The following is a 16,092-nucleotide window of genomic DNA, read 5'->3' on the forward strand; positions in this document are numbered from 1 at the left end:
CCCTTGCCTTCGGCAAAGGGAGGGAGCGCATTGCTGGCTTCGGCGGCATCCTCGGCACTGCATTCGTTCTGGCTGTGGCAGCGCCGTAAGCCGCGAAGCACGCGTCGATACCGCGATCTGACAATCTGCCAGCCTCGCGGCTTACGCCGTTCCCACAACCCACCAGAACCTCCCCGCTGCACAGCGCCCGTCACACATGCCATAATGCGAACAATTCGCATTTGCACAAACGATGAGCCCCGCGTCGTCCTCCCTCCTCGCCGCCCTGTTCCGCGACCACCACCACTGGTTACTGGCACGGCTGTGCCGGCAGTTGCGTTGCCGCTGGGATGCCGAAGACCTCACCGCCGAGACCTTCAGCCAGGTTGCAGCCTCGCGCACGCCACTGACCAGCATCGACGAACCGCGCGCGTTCCTGACCACCATTGCCAAGCGCCTGCTGTTCCATCTGCGTCGGCGCCGTGATCTGGAACAGGCCTGGCTGGAGCAGTTGCGGCACAGTCCTGAAGCGTTTTCGCCCTCGCCCGAGGAACGTGCACTACTGCTGGAAACCGTGCTGCTGGTCGATCGCAGCATGCAGTCGCTGCCGGCACCGGCGCGCGCCGCCTTCCTCTACAGCCAGCTCGATGGCATGGGCCACGAGCAGATCGCACAACAGCTTGGCGTATCGGTACGCACGGTCGGTCGCTACCTGCGCCAGGCCTGGAGCTGCTGCCTGCAGGACCTGCAGCACACGGATCTGGCTCCATGAGCGGGCAAGCGGCGATGGACGCTGCCATCGACTGGATGGTGCTGCTGCAATCCGGCAGTGCCGGTGCGGACAGCGAACAGCAGCTGCAGCGCTGGCTCGACGCCTCGGCCGAACATCGCCAGGCCTGGCAGCAGTTGCAGGAGATCCAGGGGCGCTTCCAACGCCTGCGCGAGGTTGCCCAGCGTCACCCCGGCCAGGATCAACAGGCGCGCGAACTGCTGCTGCGCCCGTCGCGGCGTGTCGCACTGCGCTCGCTGGCGGCCTTTGCACTCACCGCTGGCGGCGCCGCGTTGCTGGCCGACCGCAAGTTCCCGCTGCGCGAACTCAGCGCCGACCTGCGCACCGCAACCGGGCAACGCCGCCGCTTTGCACTGGATGACGGCAGCACCCTCACGCTGGATGCACGCAGCGCGATGGACCTGGATTTTGGCGCCAACCAGCGCCAACTGTGGCTACGGCGTGGGCGCGCATTGCTGGACATCGCGGCCGATCCACGCCCCGTGTTGCTGCACAGCCTGCACGCAAGACTCAGCCTGTTGCGCGGCAGGTTCATGGTGGAGCGCTACGAGACATCCACCCAGGTTGCCGCACTCAGCGATCACGTACTGATCGAGGACGAGCGCGGCCACAGCCAGCGCCTGCTGGCCGGGGAAAGCGCACGCATCGATGCCAGCGGCATCACCGCACTCGGCAGCAATCCGCTGCAACTGACCGACTGGCTGCACGGCCGGGTCAGCCTCGACAATGCGCCACTGCTCGATCTGGTCGAGCGCCTGCGCGCTTACCGCAGCGGCTTCCTACGGGTGTCGCCAGAGGCCGCCGCGTTGCGCGTGCAAGGCGTGTTCGCGCTGGATGACAGCGATCGCACGCTCGCCGCCCTGGCCGAAACCCTGCCCCTGCTGATCCGTTCCTACGGCCCGGTCACCCTGATCGAAAAAAAATAGCGTGAGCGTGTCCGGTTTCTCGCCTTCGATACACATCCCTATCCGAAACCCTCTTTCGGAAGCCGTATCGATGTCCGCCTCCCCCCTGCTTCGCCCTTCCTGCCTTGCCCTGGCCCTGTCGCTGGCCTGTGCCGTTCCGCTGGCCCACGCGCAAGCCGCAGCCGCCGATGCGGCAGTACTCGACTACCAGATCGCCGCCGGCCCACTTGGCACCAGCCTCAACCGCATCGCCGCCAGCGCCGGCCGCACCCTGTCGGTGGACCCCGCCCTGCTGCAGGGCAAGCAGGCCAAGGCCGTGCATGGCCAGTACTCGGTCGAACAGGCCGCCGCCCAGGCGCTGCAGGGCAGCGGCCTGCAGCTGGTCACCACCGCCAGCGGCGCGCTGACCGTACAGCGCGCGCCGGCCAACGGCGTGGAACGCATCGGCACGTTGCGGGTGCAGGGTGACCAGGGAAACCGAACCCAGCTGGGCGATGACAGCCGCAATTCGGCCGACACGCCTTACACCTCCGCGCAGTCCGGCGCGCACCTGTCGCTGCAGCAGATCGAGCGTTCGCGCGGCACCCAGGCCGGTGACATCTTCAAGAGCGTGGCCGGCGTCATCAACGGCGACAACCGCAATTCCGGTGCGCTCGATCTGAACATCCGCGGCATGCAGGGCTTCAACCGCGTGCCGGTGCTGATCGACGGCAGCCAGCAGCAGGTCACCGTCTACCGCGGCTATGCCGGCGTGGCCGGGCGCAGCTATATCGACCCGGACATGATTGGCGGCATCGACATCCAGAAGGGCCCGACCGGCGGTGCCGAAGGCGTCGGCGCGATCGGCGGCGTGGTCAGCATGCGCACCTTGAACGCCGAGGACATCATCACTGGCGACAAGGATTGGGGCATCCGCCTGAAGGGCGGTTTCAGCGACAACTCCACATCGCCGCCACCGGCCTTCACCACCGGCGGCCTGCGCAATGGCGGCCGTTTCCTGACCGCCTGCGGTGGCGGCCGCACCTGCACGGTGCAGCAGCTGCCCAGCGAATTTGCCGATGAGACCGGCATGGACCGCCCTTCCACCGGCACCCCGACCGGCGGCAGCGGCAGCATCGCCGCGGCCAAACGCTGGGGCGAGTTCGAAGTGCTGGGCGCCTTCGCGCGACGCAAGACCGGCAACTATTTCGCCGGCGAGAACGGTCCGGGCGCGCCCGAGCCGCACTATGCGACCTCGCGCACCACGGACAGCCGTGGCCGTTGGGTCGAGTACACCACCGTCAGCTTCGAGGGCCTGAACCGCTTCCGTGCCGGCGAAGAAGTGCTCAACACCTCGGTGGACAACCAGTCCTGGCTGCTCAAGGGCACCTGGAAGCCCAGCCCCGACCAGGCGCTGGAACTGGGCCGCATGAAATACCAGAGCCGCTACGGCGAGCTGATGCCGTCGGCCATCCTGCGTGGTGAAGGCGCGCTGCAATCGGCGCTCAGCGATGTCGATGCCGATACCTGGACTGCGCGTTACCGCTGGCAGCCGGGCAACGAGCTGATCGACTTCAAAGCCAATGCCTGGCGTACCGCCTTGGACAACACCATCCGCAACGTCTACTCGTTCCCGGCGCTGCCGCCGGAATACACCTATATCGAAACCACGTATCGCCAGGCCGAGCGCTGGGGTATCGACGCCACCAATACCTCGCGCTTCATCACCGCCTGGGGCGACGTCGCACTGCAGTACGGCTTTACCCACGGCAAGGAAGACGTGCATCCGATCAGCGCCTCGCAGAGCTTCAGCAGCAACAACGCCAAGCGCGAGGAAAGCAGCCTGTTCGCCAGCGCCGAGTGGGTGCCCACCGATTGGCTGAAGTTCGACGCTGCCATCCGCCACACCCGCTACAAGAGCTATGACCGCGAGATCACCCGCGTGCCATCGCAGAGTCGCCCCATCACCTATACCGATGTCCACCTGCAGAACAAGGCCAGCGGCAATGCACCGATCGCGGCGATCACCTTCACCCCGTTCGAGGGCGTGCAGGTCTATGCCCGTTACGCCGAAGCACTGCGCATGCCCGGCCTGTTCGAAACCAGCTCCGGCCCGGTGCCCACCACGTTCGCAATGGACCTGCGCCCGGAACACGCCAAGAACCGCGAGTACGGCATCAACCTGCTGCGCGATGGGCTGTTCGCCGAAGGCGACCAGGCTCGCCTGAAGCTGGCCTACTTCGACAACCACGTGAAGGATTACCTGACCCGCACCACCGTGCAATTGGAGGGTTGGGTGTCGTCACCGGTAATCGAGAATATCGACAACGCCGACTTCAAGGGCTACGAGATCACCGCCGAGTACCGCACGCCGCGCTTCTTCAGTGAGCTGTCCGGCAGCTATTACACCTACACCAACTTCTGCCACAGCGACCGCGCCTATCCGACCAAGTCAGAGCCCTGCCATCCGGGCGGCGTCACCGACAGCTATGCCAGCAACCACGTCCCGCCGCGCGCCTCCGGTGCGCTGACGCTGGGCACGCATCAGCTGGACCAGCGCCTGACCGCCGGTGGCCGGGTCAGCTACACCGGCAACCGCCCGACCCTGCCACGCGCCAGCAGCATCATCCCGGTGGTCGATTGGGGTTCCTACGTACTGGTCGACCTGTTCGCCAACTACCGCATCAACGAGCACGTCGCGCTCGACCTGAGCGTGGACAACCTCACCGACCGTTACTACATGGACGCGATGACGCTGGGCCTGATGGCCTCACCCGGCCGCACCGTGCGCATGGGCTTCACCGTCAACTTCTGAGGAACCGCATATGTCCGCTTCCCCAATACTGCTGGAACTCAGCCGCAGCCAACGCTTGAAGGCCGCCACCCACGGTACCCACGAGCGGCTGGACCAACGCATAATGCGGGGCCAACCGTTCGCCTCGCTGGAAAACTACCGGCGCTTCCTGCGCGTGCAGTACCGCTTCCACCGTGACCTGGCGGTGCTGTATTCGCTGCCGGCACTGCAGGGCCTGTTGCCGGACCTGGCCGAACGCCAGCGTCTGCAGGAACTGCAGCAGGATCTGCTCGACCTGGGTGAAGCCCTGCCCGCCGATGACAATGCCGCCTTGAGCAGCGACATCGACCCGGCCACCGCGCTGGGTTGGCTGTACGTGGTCGAAGGCTCCAACCTCGGCGCTGCCATCCTGTTCAAGCTGGCAGCGAAGATCGGCCTGGATGCCAACCACGGCGCGCGTCACCTGGCTGGACATCCGGACGGCCGCGCGCGCCATTGGCGGCGCTTCACCGAAGCACTGGATGGCAACGCGCTGGATGCCGAGCAGGAGCAGCGCATGGTGGCCGGTGCCACCGCGGCGTTCCAGCGCGTGCATGGCTACGTCGAACAGGCCTTTGCCGCCTGAGATGGAAGCAACGCTGAGCACCGCTCCAGCCCCGCCACGGCGCAACCGCGCCGTGCGCGTGGGCTATCTGTTGCTGGGCATGGTGATGGTGGCCCTGGGCATCATCGGCGCACTGCTGCCGGTGATGCCCACCACCATTTTCATGATTCTGGCGGCCGCCTGTTTTGGTCGCTCTTCCCCGCGCTTCGAACGCTGGCTGTTGCAGCACCCGCAGTTCGGCCCACCATTGCGGCTGTGGCGTGAGCAGGGCGCGATGTCCAAGCGCGCCAAGGCGTTTGCCTGCGGCGGCATGGCGCTGGGCTTTGCCATGTTCTGGTATTTCGCGCACCCGTCGCTGCTGCTGTGGCTGGCGGTTGCGATCGGCATGGGCGGCTGCGCGTTGTATCTGCTGACCCGGCCGCTGCCGCGCGGCGTGGCAGCGGTCCCATCCCCGCAGTTCGAAGAGCGCGGCATCCGCTCCGTCGCCGCAACCGTGACCGTGTTGCTGCACATTGGAATGTTCGCGCTGTTGCTGTGGAGTCGCGCACCATCAATCGATCCTCCATTGATGGAGCCGGCCGAGCGCACGCAACTGGTGATGTTGCCGCCACGTGCACCGGAGCAGCCGCTGGAAGAAATCGTTGCACCAACACCTTCCGCTGCGGCCTCGGCGGAGAAACAGAAGCCGGAACCGCCGCGCCCGCTGCCGCCGTCGCCACCACGCGCCAACGCCAACTGGGTGGTTCCACCACCCGCACCACCACAACCGGTGCAGCAGGCGCTGGCCCCGCAGCAGCAGGAGGCCTCGATCGCAGCCGCCCCGGTCACGCCACCGCTGCCCACCGGCCCCAGCGTGGCCAATCCCGGCAAGGACAGCTGGGAAGGCCGGGTCATGGCCAAGCTGGAACGGCATCGCCGCTATCCCAATGCCGCCCGCGCGCGCCGCGAACAAGGCGTCGCCCACATCCGGGTCAGCCTCGCCCGTGATGGCTCGGTGCTGTCGTTGGCGTTGGAGCAGACCTCCGGTTCGGCAATGCTCGATCAGGCCGCATTGGATACCTTCCGCCGTGCAGCGCCATTGCCGGCGGTGCCGGAAGCACGCAAGGCGCCGCTGGAACTGTCGTTCCCGGTCGAGTTCTTCATGCGTTGAGGGCAAGGCAAACGACGCACTTGTAGGAGCGGCGTAAGCCGCGAAGCTGAAAGTCCAACAGCAAAAGCGCTACCCCTCCCCAACCCTCCCCTTGCCTGCGGCAAAGGGAGGGAGCAAAGCCCGGCAAACACTTCACCTGTAGTGCCGAGCCATGCTCGGCAAGGGCTTCACCGGTAGAACCCCAGCCGAGCATGGCTCGGCTCTACGCAAGTGACGCCTCTGCTGCATCAACTTGCGAAGAGCCAACCCCTCCCCAACCCTCCCCTTGCCTGTGGCAAAGGGAGGGAGCACAGCACAGGACTCCTCCCATCGTCCGTTCCAGCTCCCGGCGCTAGAATGCAGCCCATGAACGCGCTGACTTTCCGCCCCGCTACCGCCGCCGATATCCCGGCCCTGATCGACCTGGTCACCTCCGCCTACCGTGGCGACGCCTCCCGCGTTGGCTGGACCACCGAAGCCGACCTGCTGGATGGCCAGCGCATCGACGCCGCCGGTATCCAGGCCGATCTCGACCGCCCGCGCAGCGTCATCCTGGTCGTCGAACAAGACGGCCAGCTGCAGGCCTGCTGCCATATCGCCGATGAAAACGGCCACGGCTATTTCGGCATGTTCTCGGTCAGCCCCCGCGCCCAGGGCGGCGGCATCGGCAAGCAGTTGATGCAGCGTGCCGAACAGCACGCCGCCGAGCAGTGGCAGCTGCCGACCATGCAGATGACGGTGATCGATTGCCGCGATGAGCTGATCGCCTTCTACGAACGCCGTGGCTACGTGCGCACCGGCATCAAGAAGCCGTTCCCGTATGGCGATGAGCGTTTCGGCATCCCCAAGCGTGACGACCTGCAGTTCGAGATCCTTGAAAAGCCGCTGGGTGTTGCCGCATGAGCGAGACCTGGACCTTCATCTGTGCCAGCGAGGAACTGCTGCCGGGCGAACTGAAGACCGGCTTCGACGAAGTCACCGGCTCGCCGATTGTGGTGTTCAACCTGGACGGTGAGCTGTATGCGCTGGAAGACCAGTGCACGCATGAGGAGTTCGAACTGTCCTCCGGCACCCTGGATCCGGATGAAGGCAGCATCGAGTGCATCCTGCATGGCGCCCGTTTCGACATCCGCGACGGCCGCGCCCTGTGCGCACCGGCCTATACGGCGGTGCCCAAGTTCCCGGTCAAGCGCGAACATGGCGGCATCTGGTCGCGCGACGACCGCGACTGAGCTGGTCATCAACGGGGGCAAGAGAGACGCGAGCGCGTCCTTTCCCAGAAGCCGGGACAAACCGCGGTATCTGGCCCCCGCTCCAGAGCAGCCCCAGCCTGAATAGGCTTGGTCCAACTTGGAGGATGTCGGGGCGCTGCTTTGAGCAGCCAATTCATCCATCGCGGCCGAACCGTACCCGGAAGATAGCTGAGGTATACCCAGCACCTCAGAATTGAAAACGCAAACAATTCTCAATAAGATGCGCATCTGTCGCGATAACGCGAAATTAACGGTCCGCGCTTTTCCCCATGTCCTCCCCATCCGCCAAGGCTCAACTGCTGACTGTCGCCACCGTGCGGCAGCGCCTGCCTTGGCTGATGCTGGTGTTTGGCATGTTGCTGGTCTGGGCCATAGCGTTTCAGACCAGGGCGGTGGTCACCGTCCCGCTGGCAGTGGAAGCGTTCGACCAGGTTCTGGCTTCACCTGAACCCGGTCATCCGCAGCATCCGCTGGAAATGGCCGCCATCAGCGAAACCGGCGGCGAGTCCTCCCGCCTGACCCGGCCACGCTCGGCAGCCATGCTGTCCAGTCCGGTTCCACAGGCTCCGTTTACCCCCAGCCGCGTCTTCATGACTGCCGCCAGCGACACGCTGCTGCAGCACGCGGTTGAACGCGCCCAACGCTATCCGTTGGCGCCCTATCTGCTGCTCAATCCCGGCCACGCCCCGCCGCGCGCCTGAGCCATCGCTCCACCCTGCCGTCGCGCCTGCGCTGCGCCGGTCCTGTCTCCTTTCTGTGTCTCCCCTTGCATCGGCTGGATCTGCCGGTGCGTTCTCTTTGTTTGCCTACGAGTCCAACCATGACCCCTGTGCGTACCCCGCTCACTTCTGCCCTGCTGCTCGCCATTGCACCGCTTGCCGCCCACGCCGCCCCCGACACCGCTGCCGACGCAGCCACTGACCAGCGCAAAGCCACCGAACTGGACGCGGTTGACGTACACGCCGAACGGGCGCGCCTGCAGTCCTCCAAGTTCACCGCACCGCTGCTGGACACCCCCAAGTCGGTCTCGGTGATCTCGCAGCAGGTGATCGAGCAAACCGCCGCCACCACTCTGCTGGACGCGCTGCGCACTGTCCCGGGCATCACCTTTGGTGCCGGCGAAGGCGGCAACCCGACCGGCGACCGTCCGTTCATCCGTGGCTTCGACTCGGCGTCGGACATCTACGTGGACGGCCTGCGCGACGTCGGCAGCCAGACCCGCGAAGTGTTTGCGATCGAGCAGATCGAAGTGCTCAAGGGACCGAGCTCGGCTTATAGCGGCCGCGGTTCGGCCGGCGGCAGCGTCAGCCTGGTCAGCAAGACCCCGAAGCTACGCGATTTCGTGCAGGGCTCGGTAGGCCTGGGTACCGACAGCTACCAGCGCGCCACGGTGGACGCCAATGCAGTGATCGGTGACGGCATCGCCGCCCGCGTGAACCTGATGAAGCACGACAGCGACATCGCCGGCCGCGACGAAGTCAACGTCAGCCGCTGGGGTATTGCACCGTCCATCGCGTGGGGCCTGAACGGCCTGACCCAGTTCACCCTGGGCCACTACCACATGGAAACCGATGACCTGCCCGATGCCGGCGGCTTCCCATACAACAACCCGTTCACCAGCGGCGTAAACGTCCCCAAGAACGGCGATGGCAGCCCGATCGTGCCGGACCGCAACAACTTCTACGGCCTGGTGGACCGCGATTTCCAGGAAACCAAGGCCGACATCACCACGGCCAACCTGTCGCATGAGTTCGGCGCGTTCACCCTGCGCAACGTGGCCCGCTTCGGCCGTACCACCAATGATTACCTGTGGACCCAGCCGGACGACAGCAAGGGCAACCCGAACCTGTACGGCACCTTGTGGCGCCGTACCAACAGCCGCGCTGCCCGTACTGAAAGCTTCATCAACCAGACCAGCCTGACCGGCGAGTTCAGCACGGGCTCGATCAAGCACAACATCAACGGCGGCATCGAGTACTCCGAAGAGAAGACCCGTCGCGGCAGCTATCTGATCGGTGACGTGGTCCGCCCCAACGGCCAGACCACCGGCGGCACCAACAACCCGATCACCGGCAACCAGGTCTGCGCCACCACCGGCGCTGCCACCGGCTACAACTGCACCGACTTCGCCAACCCGAACCCGCACGATCCGTGGTCGGCAACGCACACCGTCACCCGCAGCAACCCTGCAGTCGACGTGCGCCAGACCAACCGCACGCGCTCTGCCTACCTGTTCGACACCATGGAGTTCACCCCGCAATGGCTGTTGAACGTGGGCGTACGCTTTGACGACTACGATGCACGCCTGATCACCCCGACCCCGGCCGCCATCGCAGCTGGCACCAGCGACCTGCGCAACGCCCAGTCGTTCTGGAATGGCCAGGCCGGCCTGGTGTTCAAGCCGGCTGAAAACGGCAGCATCTACCTGTCGTGGGGCACCTCGTCCACGCCGGTTGGCATGGACGCCGGCGATGGCGCCGACGGTATCAGCGCAACCATCAAGAACCTGGAACCGCAGCGCAGCCGCAACATCGAGCTGGGTACCAAGTGGGACCTGCTGGACCAGCGCCTGTCGCTGACCGGCTCCATCTTCCAGACCGAGATGAACAACGCCCGCGTCACCAGCGATGCCGGCACCACCGAAAACGCCGGCCGCAAGAAGGTCAAGGGCGCCGAAATCGGTGTCAGTGGCACCATCGTTGAAGGACTGCAGGTATTTGGTGGTTACACCTACCTGGATGCCGTGGTTGAAGACAACGGTTTCACCCTGGTCAACGGTGCCTACGTGCCGTCGCCGTTCAACGGCAACGTGTTCCCGAACACCGCCAAGCACAGCGCCAGTATCTGGACCACCTGGTCGCCGAGCTTCGTGCACGGCCTGACCGTTGGTGCCGGTGCCAACTACGTCGACAAGGTCTACGGCAACGTCAACAACACCAAGTGGATTCCTTCGTATACCCGTTGGGACGCGATGGCCAGCTACGCCTTCAATGACACCTACAGCCTGCAGTTGAACGTGCAGAACCTGACCGACAAGGTGTACTTCACCAAGGCGTATGCTTCGCACTACGCGGCGATCGCACCGGGCCGCGCCGCAACGCTGACCTTCAACTTCAAGTTCTGATGTAGACACCTGGTCGTCAGTTCTGGATCCACCCGCCCCCGGCACCTGCCGGGGGCGTCTCCACAAGGGAACATCATGCTGTTGCACATCCCCGACGTACTCACGCGCGAACAGGTGGCACTGGCCCGCCAGCGCCTGCAGGAGGCGGGCTGGGCAGACGGCAAGGCCACCGCCGGTTATCAATCGGCACAGGCCAAGCAGAACCTGCAATTACCCGAATCGGACCCTGCCGCACGTGCGCTGGGCTCGATGATTCTCGATGCGCTGGGACGCAACGACACTTTTTTTGCGGCAGCCTTGCCGAGGCGGGTCTACCCGCCGCTGTTCAATTGCTATCAGCAGGGCCAGACCTTCGGCTTCCACGTCGACAATGCCATCCGCTACGACCACACAACGCGCCCCAATGATCCGCAGCCGGTACGTACCGATCTGTCGGCAACGTTGTTCCTGGCCGACCCGGACGAGTACGACGGTGGCGAGCTGGTCATCGAAGACACCTATGGCAACCAACGGGTGAAGCTGCCCGCGGGGCACATGGTGCTGTATCCCGGCACCAGCCTGCACCAGGTCACGCCGGTGACGCGCGGTGCGCGCGTGGCATCGTTCTTCTGGATTCAGAGCATGATCCGCGATGACGGCCATCGGCGCCTGCTGTGGGAACTGGATAACTCGGTGCGGCAGCTCACCCACGATCACCCGCAGCACCCCTCGCTGGTCAGCCTGACCGGCGTTTACCACAACCTGCTGCGGCAATGGGCCGAGGCGTGAGCGACCACGACCTCGACATCCAGGCATTGCTGCAGCAACTGGCCGACGACCCCGACGCTGCATTGCAGACGCTGCAGCAGCGCGCGCAGGCCGGCGATGCCGTTGCCCAGTTCCTGTTGGGCCAGGCATGCATGGAAGGCCGCGGCCAGCCCATAGACGTCAGCACCGGCAAGGCATGGTTCGAGCGCGCCGCCAATGGTGGCTTGCCGTTGGCCATGAACATGCTCGGACGCTGCCATGAGTTGGGCCAAGGCACTGCGGTGAATCACGAACTGGCGGCGGTCTGGTATCGCAAAGCGGCCGACAACGGCCTGGACTGGGGCATGTACAACCTGGCCAACCTGCTGGCTACCGGCCGCGGTGTAGCCAAGGATGAAACCGGTGCATATGCGCTGTACCTGCGTGCAGCCTACGCTGGCCACGCAAAATCAATGAATCTGGTCGGGCGCTGCCTGGAAGAAGGCCGCGGCGTCACGGCCAACCCGACGGCCGCCCCGGCGTGGTATCTGCGCTCTGCAGAGGCGGGAGATTTTCGTGGACAAGCCAGCCACGCTTCCCTGCTGCTCGCCGCCGGCCAGGTTGATGAAGCAGCCATGTGGCTGGGCAAGGCCTTGGCACACGGCAGCCCTTCGTTCCTGCAGCAGATCCGGCCACAGCTTGCCAGTTCACCACATGCGGTGATCCGCGCACTGCTGGAAGCAGACGATTGACATTCGTCATGTTGATAGCAATTCTCATTTGCAAAAGTTAACGAATCGTATCTACAATGCCGCACCGCGAACGCCGGCCCCTGTCGCCGCGTCCGCAATCCGGGGATACGAATGCAGCAACCACAGCGCCAGCACGCACAGCACAACGCCGTTTCCGGCGCTGTCAGCCTGCGTCCGCTGGCCTTGGGCATGCTGTTGCTGTTGTCGCTGCTGGCTGCCCTGTGCCAGAGCGGTACCCAGCTGTCCCGGCTCGGCCTGGCCCAGAACGGTCATGCCTCGGCGCCGGCCGAAGAACGTCAGGGCGGCGACCGCCACCTGGAAGAAGAAAGCCCGGCCAAACTGCGCCGGGTCGCACAGCTGCGCGCACCGCGCGCCGCCCTGCCCCTGCCCCTGCCCCTGCCAAGTGTCCAGCAGCTGCTGTCTGCCGCGGACGACTTCAGCTCCATCCGCACGGTCATCCCTGCATCCGCGCCGGTCATTGCCCATGCGCTGGCCAGCCCGCGCCAGCAACGCGGGCAGGCGCCACCGTTGAGCTGACGCTCCGCGCGTAGTCGTTTTCGCTTCACCCCTCCCTTCTTCCCAGCTCGCCCCTGCACGCGTGCGCGCCTGCGGTGGTGGCGGCTGCAACCTGCATTCCTTGATCGAGGTATTCCCATGGCCCTGCGCCAGCGTCACCGTGTGTCCGTTTCCCGCCACCTGCTCAGCCTCGCCGTGCTCGGCGCCATCAGCGCCAGCGCCCATGCCAACGGCAGCGGCGCGCCAACCACACTGGACAAGGTCGTCGTCACCGCCAGCGGTTTCGAGCAGAAGATCACCGATGCCCCGGCCAGCATCTCGGTCATCACCCAGGAAGAACTGGCCAAGCGCCCGTACATCACCCTGCTCGATGCCGTGCGCGACCTGGAAGGCGTGGACGTGGGTGAAACCCGCGACAAGACCGGCCAGGGCAGCATCTCCATGCGTGGCATGGGCTCGGACTACACGCTGATCCTGATCAACGGCCGCCGCCAGAACAACCATGGCGACATCTACCCGAACAACTTCGGCGGCAACCAGTTCAACCACATCCCGCCGCTGGATGCGATCGAGCGCATCGAAGTGATCCGTGGTCCTGCTTCCACGCTGTACGGCGCCGATGCGATGGGCGGCGTGATCAACGTCATCACCAAGCGCACCCTGGACAGCTGGCACGGCTCGGCCACCCTGGCGCGCAGCTTCGAGACCAACGACGAGTTCGGCGATGACCGCACCGTCGACCTGTTCGTCACCGGCCCGCTGCTGCCGGGCACGCTCAACCTCAGCGCGCGCGCCAGCTGGTATGACCGCGACGCCTCCAACCCGACCTACTCCTCGGTGACCGACCCGGCCGGCAACCAGCACAACCGTGCACTTGGCTTTGGCGCTGGCGGCAAGACCGTGGACAACACCAACAAGGCCGGCGGCATCACCCTGGCATGGACCCCGACCGAGGCGCAGACCATCACCCTGGACTACGACACCTCGCGCCAGGAGTACGACAACTCGATCAAGATCAACGACAACGGCGAAGAGGAATACCCCGTCGGCACGGTCGACAGCATCAGCAGCATCTGGCGCAGCAGCAACTTCTGCCGCAACGGTGTGGGCACCACTGCCGCCCGTTGCAGCGCCAGTGGTGGCACCTGGGCACGACGTGCCGATCCGCGCGTTGGCTATAGCGCGAGCCAGGAATTCACCCGCGATGCCTGGGCGCTGACCCACGAAGGCAAGTGGGGCTTCGGCAACAGCTTCGTCTCGCTGGCGCATGTGGCCACCAACAACGACGGCCGCACCATGCCGTTCACCGTTGCCGAGCGCGAGCACCTGCTGCAGATGATCGATGGCACCGGTACCTACGCCGGCATGAGCCTTGCCGACCGCCGTGCGCTGGCCGCCTCCACCTTCCTGCCGCGCCCCAAGCGCGTACTGGAGAGCGCGCAGTACACCTTGGACGCCAAGGTCGACATGCCGTTCCAGGCTGCCGGCGAACACGTTGCGGTGTTCGGCACCCAGGTGATCCGTGGCGAACTGACCGACGGCGTGTTCGGCACCGAAGCCGGCGATCCGGGCCGCAAGCAGGAACACAATATGTACTCGCTGTTCGCCGAGGACACCTGGACCGTGATCGAGCCGCTGGCGATCACCTATGGCCTGCGTTTCGACGACCATGAAGTATTCGGCGACCACCTGAGCCCGCGCCTGTACGGCGTGTACACCGTCAACCCGCAGTGGACGGTCAAGGGCGGTGTCAGCACCGGCTTCAAGACCCCCAAGACCACCCAGCTGTATGACGGCGTCACCGGCTTTGGCGGCCAGGGCACCTCGCCGATGTTCGGCAACCCCGACCTGAAGCCCGAGACCAGCACCAGCACCGAACTGGCGGTGTACTGGCAACACCCGGATGGCCACAACTTCAACGCCACCCTGTTCCACAACAAGTTCGACGACAAGATCTCCTCGCAGCCCTGCGGCGCCGGTCTGACCCTGGCCTGCACCAGCACCGGCGAGTACGCCGATCTGGGTTATGCCACCAGCAGCAAGACGGTGAACATCGACGAAGTGGTGATCCAGGGTGCGGAAGTGGCTGGCCGCTGGGAGATCAGCGAGCGCTTCGGCCTGCGCGCCAACTACACCTATACCGACAGCGAACAGAAGAGCGGCGCACAGAAGGGCCTGCCGTTGGGCAACAGTGCCAAGCACATGGCCAATGCCACCTTCGACTGGCAGGTCAGCGACCGCTTCAACCTGTTCCTGACGGGTGAAGCGCGCTCCAAGCGCTTCAGCGGCGTCAGCGCGGTGACCGGCGAAGAGCTGTACTTCAAGGACTACACCGTGTTCCATCTGGGCGCCTCGTTCCAGGCCACCCAGTGGATGAAGATCAACGCCCGCATCAACAACCTGCTGGACCGCGACTTCACCACCTACCAGACCCGCTTCAATGATCTGGACGGCAGCGGCATCTACGGTGACGCCACCAACGAGGTTCTGTTCGAAGACAACTTCAACAACAAGGACAAGGCGCGCAGCTTCTGGCTGAGCGTGAACCTGAGCTTCTAAGCGCTGTACTCCCTCCCTTGTGCGCACGCAGCGCAGGGGAGGGATTCCCAGTGTCAACGCCGCACATCCTCAAGCGTTACCAGCACAAGCAGCACCACCCCCTCCCTTTCACGAAGTGAAGGGGAGGGCTGGGGAGGGGTAGCCTTTGATCTTGCTCCCAGCTTCAGGCTTGGGGCCATAACCATGGCAACAGCCAGATCAAAAGCTGCCCCTCCCCGGCCCTCCCCTTGCCTACGGCAAAGGGAGGGGGCGAAGCATCGCACAAATTGCGAATCATTCTCATTAGTGCTCTAATCGTCGTCCTTTCATAATCCCGATTCCCGTGTCCGCAGACCGCAGCACCGCCACCACCGTGCAACAACAGGCCAGCCGTGGTTTCTGGTTGCGCACCCTGCATCAGTGGCACTGGATCAGCTCGGCGGTCTGCCTGATCGGCATGCTGTTGTTCTCCCTGACCGGCATCACCCTGAACCACGCGTCCAAGATCGAAGCCAAGCCGCAGGTGCAGAACCAGCAACTGGAACTGCCCGCACCGGTGCTCAAGGCCCTGGGTGATCGCGAAGACGGCAATGCGCCACTGCCTGAGCGCGTGGCGGATTGGTTGTCCAATCGTCTGGATGTGTCCATCGGCAGCCGCGAAGCCGAGTGGTCGCCGGAAGAAATCTATCTGTCCATGCCCGGCCCCGGCAGTGATGCCTGGCTGAGCATCGACCGCGAAACCGGCGCGGTGGAGTTCGAGAAGACTCGCCGCGGCTGGGTTTCCTACTTCAATGACCTGCACAAGGGCCGCAATGCGGGCCCCGGCTGGGGCTGGTTCCTCGACGTGTTCGCGGTGGCCTGCCTGGTGTTCTGCATCACCGGCCTGTTCCTGTTGCACCTGCATGCGCGGCAGCGGCGCATGACCTGGCCGCTGGTCGGCCTGGGCCTGCTGATCCCGCTGCTGATCGCCCTGCTCCTCATCCATTGACCGTCTTTCTCTCCG

The 16,092-nt window shown here is 65.1% G+C and carries 14 protein-coding genes; all 14 read left to right on the top strand.

Features of this window, described 5'->3' with window-relative positions; translation table 11 throughout:
* Nucleotides 1-232 precede the first annotated feature (232 nt).
* The 14 genes from AC1VWL_RS10195 (at nucleotide 233) to AC1VWL_RS10260 (ending at nucleotide 16,077) form a co-directional block, all read left to right on the top strand.
* Nucleotides 233-751, top strand: coding sequence for a sigma-70 family RNA polymerase sigma factor (locus tag AC1VWL_RS10195; RefSeq protein WP_481614964.1), 519 nt, complete (start codon nucleotides 233-235; stop codon nucleotides 749-751).
* Nucleotides 748-1,695, top strand: coding sequence for a FecR family protein (locus AC1VWL_RS10200; RefSeq protein ID WP_482986596.1), 948 nt, complete (start codon nucleotides 748-750; stop codon nucleotides 1,693-1,695). The genes AC1VWL_RS10195 and AC1VWL_RS10200 overlap by 4 nt, the downstream gene beginning before the upstream one ends.
* Nucleotides 1,696-1,765: 70 nt before the next feature.
* The gene (locus tag AC1VWL_RS10205; RefSeq protein WP_482986597.1) at nucleotides 1,766-4,468 is read left to right on the top strand and encodes a TonB-dependent receptor; all 2,703 of its coding nucleotides are present in this window, start codon (nucleotides 1,766-1,768) and stop codon (nucleotides 4,466-4,468) included.
* A 10-nt stretch (nucleotides 4,469-4,478) separates the two neighbouring features.
* Nucleotides 4,479-5,072, top strand: a complete 594-nt coding sequence (locus AC1VWL_RS10210; protein ID WP_482986598.1) for a biliverdin-producing heme oxygenase — start codon at nucleotides 4,479-4,481, stop codon at nucleotides 5,070-5,072.
* 1 nt (nucleotide 5,073) lies between these two features.
* The gene (locus AC1VWL_RS10215) at nucleotides 5,074-6,201 is read left to right on the top strand and encodes a TonB family protein (RefSeq protein ID WP_482986599.1); all 1,128 of its coding nucleotides are present in this window, start codon (nucleotides 5,074-5,076) and stop codon (nucleotides 6,199-6,201) included.
* A 345-nt stretch (nucleotides 6,202-6,546) separates the two neighbouring features.
* Nucleotides 6,547-7,083: a GNAT family N-acetyltransferase gene (locus tag AC1VWL_RS10220; RefSeq protein WP_482986600.1), complete on the top strand. Its 537-nt coding sequence runs from the start codon at nucleotides 6,547-6,549 to the stop codon at nucleotides 7,081-7,083.
* Complete coding sequence (locus AC1VWL_RS10225) at nucleotides 7,080-7,412, top strand: non-heme iron oxygenase ferredoxin subunit (protein WP_282272227.1); 333 nt, start codon at nucleotides 7,080-7,082, stop codon at nucleotides 7,410-7,412. Before AC1VWL_RS10220 ends, AC1VWL_RS10225 begins: the two co-directional genes overlap by 4 nt.
* A gap of 290 nt (nucleotides 7,413-7,702) precedes the next feature.
* Entirely contained in the window at nucleotides 7,703-8,134 is a 432-nt protein-coding gene (locus tag AC1VWL_RS10230) for a hypothetical protein (protein ID WP_482986601.1), read from the top strand.
* Between the two features lie 119 nt (nucleotides 8,135-8,253).
* A complete protein-coding gene (locus AC1VWL_RS10235; RefSeq protein WP_482986602.1) occupies nucleotides 8,254-10,557 on the top strand; it encodes a TonB-dependent receptor in 2,304 nt (767 codons plus the stop codon).
* A 75-nt stretch (nucleotides 10,558-10,632) separates the two neighbouring features.
* Complete coding sequence (locus AC1VWL_RS10240) at nucleotides 10,633-11,325, top strand: Fe2+-dependent dioxygenase (protein WP_482986603.1); 693 nt, start codon at nucleotides 10,633-10,635, stop codon at nucleotides 11,323-11,325.
* A complete protein-coding gene (locus AC1VWL_RS10245; protein WP_482986604.1) occupies nucleotides 11,322-12,035 on the top strand; it encodes a tetratricopeptide repeat protein in 714 nt (237 codons plus the stop codon). Before AC1VWL_RS10240 ends, AC1VWL_RS10245 begins: the two co-directional genes overlap by 4 nt.
* A gap of 111 nt (nucleotides 12,036-12,146) precedes the next feature.
* Nucleotides 12,147-12,572 (top strand): hypothetical protein, encoded by a 426-nt coding sequence (locus AC1VWL_RS10250; protein WP_482986605.1) that lies wholly within the window; start codon nucleotides 12,147-12,149, stop codon nucleotides 12,570-12,572.
* A gap of 117 nt (nucleotides 12,573-12,689) precedes the next feature.
* Nucleotides 12,690-15,110 carry a TonB-dependent receptor domain-containing protein gene (locus AC1VWL_RS10255; RefSeq protein WP_481615268.1) on the top strand — a complete coding sequence of 807 codons (2,421 nt, stop codon included), beginning with the start codon at nucleotides 12,690-12,692 and terminating at the stop codon, nucleotides 15,108-15,110.
* A 322-nt stretch (nucleotides 15,111-15,432) separates the two neighbouring features.
* Entirely contained in the window at nucleotides 15,433-16,077 is a 645-nt protein-coding gene (locus AC1VWL_RS10260) for a PepSY-associated TM helix domain-containing protein (RefSeq protein WP_481615269.1), read from the top strand.
* The last annotated feature ends 15 nt before the right edge of the window (nucleotides 16,078-16,092 follow it).

The organism is Stenotrophomonas sp. STEN063, from assembly GCF_056854515.1.

Coding starts and splice junctions, on each gene's coding strand:
- AC1VWL_RS10215 (WP_482986599.1), top strand. CDS start 5,074: ATGGAAGCAACGCTGAGCACCGCTCCAGCCCCGCCACGGCGCAACCGC.
- AC1VWL_RS10200 (WP_482986596.1), top strand. CDS start 748: ATGAGCGGGCAAGCGGCGATGGACGCTGCCATCGACTGGATGGTGCTG.
- AC1VWL_RS10240 (WP_482986603.1), top strand. CDS start 10,633: ATGCTGTTGCACATCCCCGACGTACTCACGCGCGAACAGGTGGCACTG.
- AC1VWL_RS10230 (WP_482986601.1), top strand. CDS start 7,703: ATGTCCTCCCCATCCGCCAAGGCTCAACTGCTGACTGTCGCCACCGTG.
- AC1VWL_RS10205 (WP_482986597.1), top strand. CDS start 1,766: ATGTCCGCCTCCCCCCTGCTTCGCCCTTCCTGCCTTGCCCTGGCCCTG.
- AC1VWL_RS10225 (WP_282272227.1), top strand. CDS start 7,080: ATGAGCGAGACCTGGACCTTCATCTGTGCCAGCGAGGAACTGCTGCCG.
- AC1VWL_RS10220 (WP_482986600.1), top strand. CDS start 6,547: ATGAACGCGCTGACTTTCCGCCCCGCTACCGCCGCCGATATCCCGGCC.
- AC1VWL_RS10235 (WP_482986602.1), top strand. CDS start 8,254: ATGACCCCTGTGCGTACCCCGCTCACTTCTGCCCTGCTGCTCGCCATT.
- AC1VWL_RS10250 (WP_482986605.1), top strand. CDS start 12,147: ATGCAGCAACCACAGCGCCAGCACGCACAGCACAACGCCGTTTCCGGC.
- AC1VWL_RS10255 (WP_481615268.1), top strand. CDS start 12,690: ATGGCCCTGCGCCAGCGTCACCGTGTGTCCGTTTCCCGCCACCTGCTC.
- AC1VWL_RS10195 (WP_481614964.1), top strand. CDS start 233: ATGAGCCCCGCGTCGTCCTCCCTCCTCGCCGCCCTGTTCCGCGACCAC.
- AC1VWL_RS10210 (WP_482986598.1), top strand. CDS start 4,479: ATGTCCGCTTCCCCAATACTGCTGGAACTCAGCCGCAGCCAACGCTTG.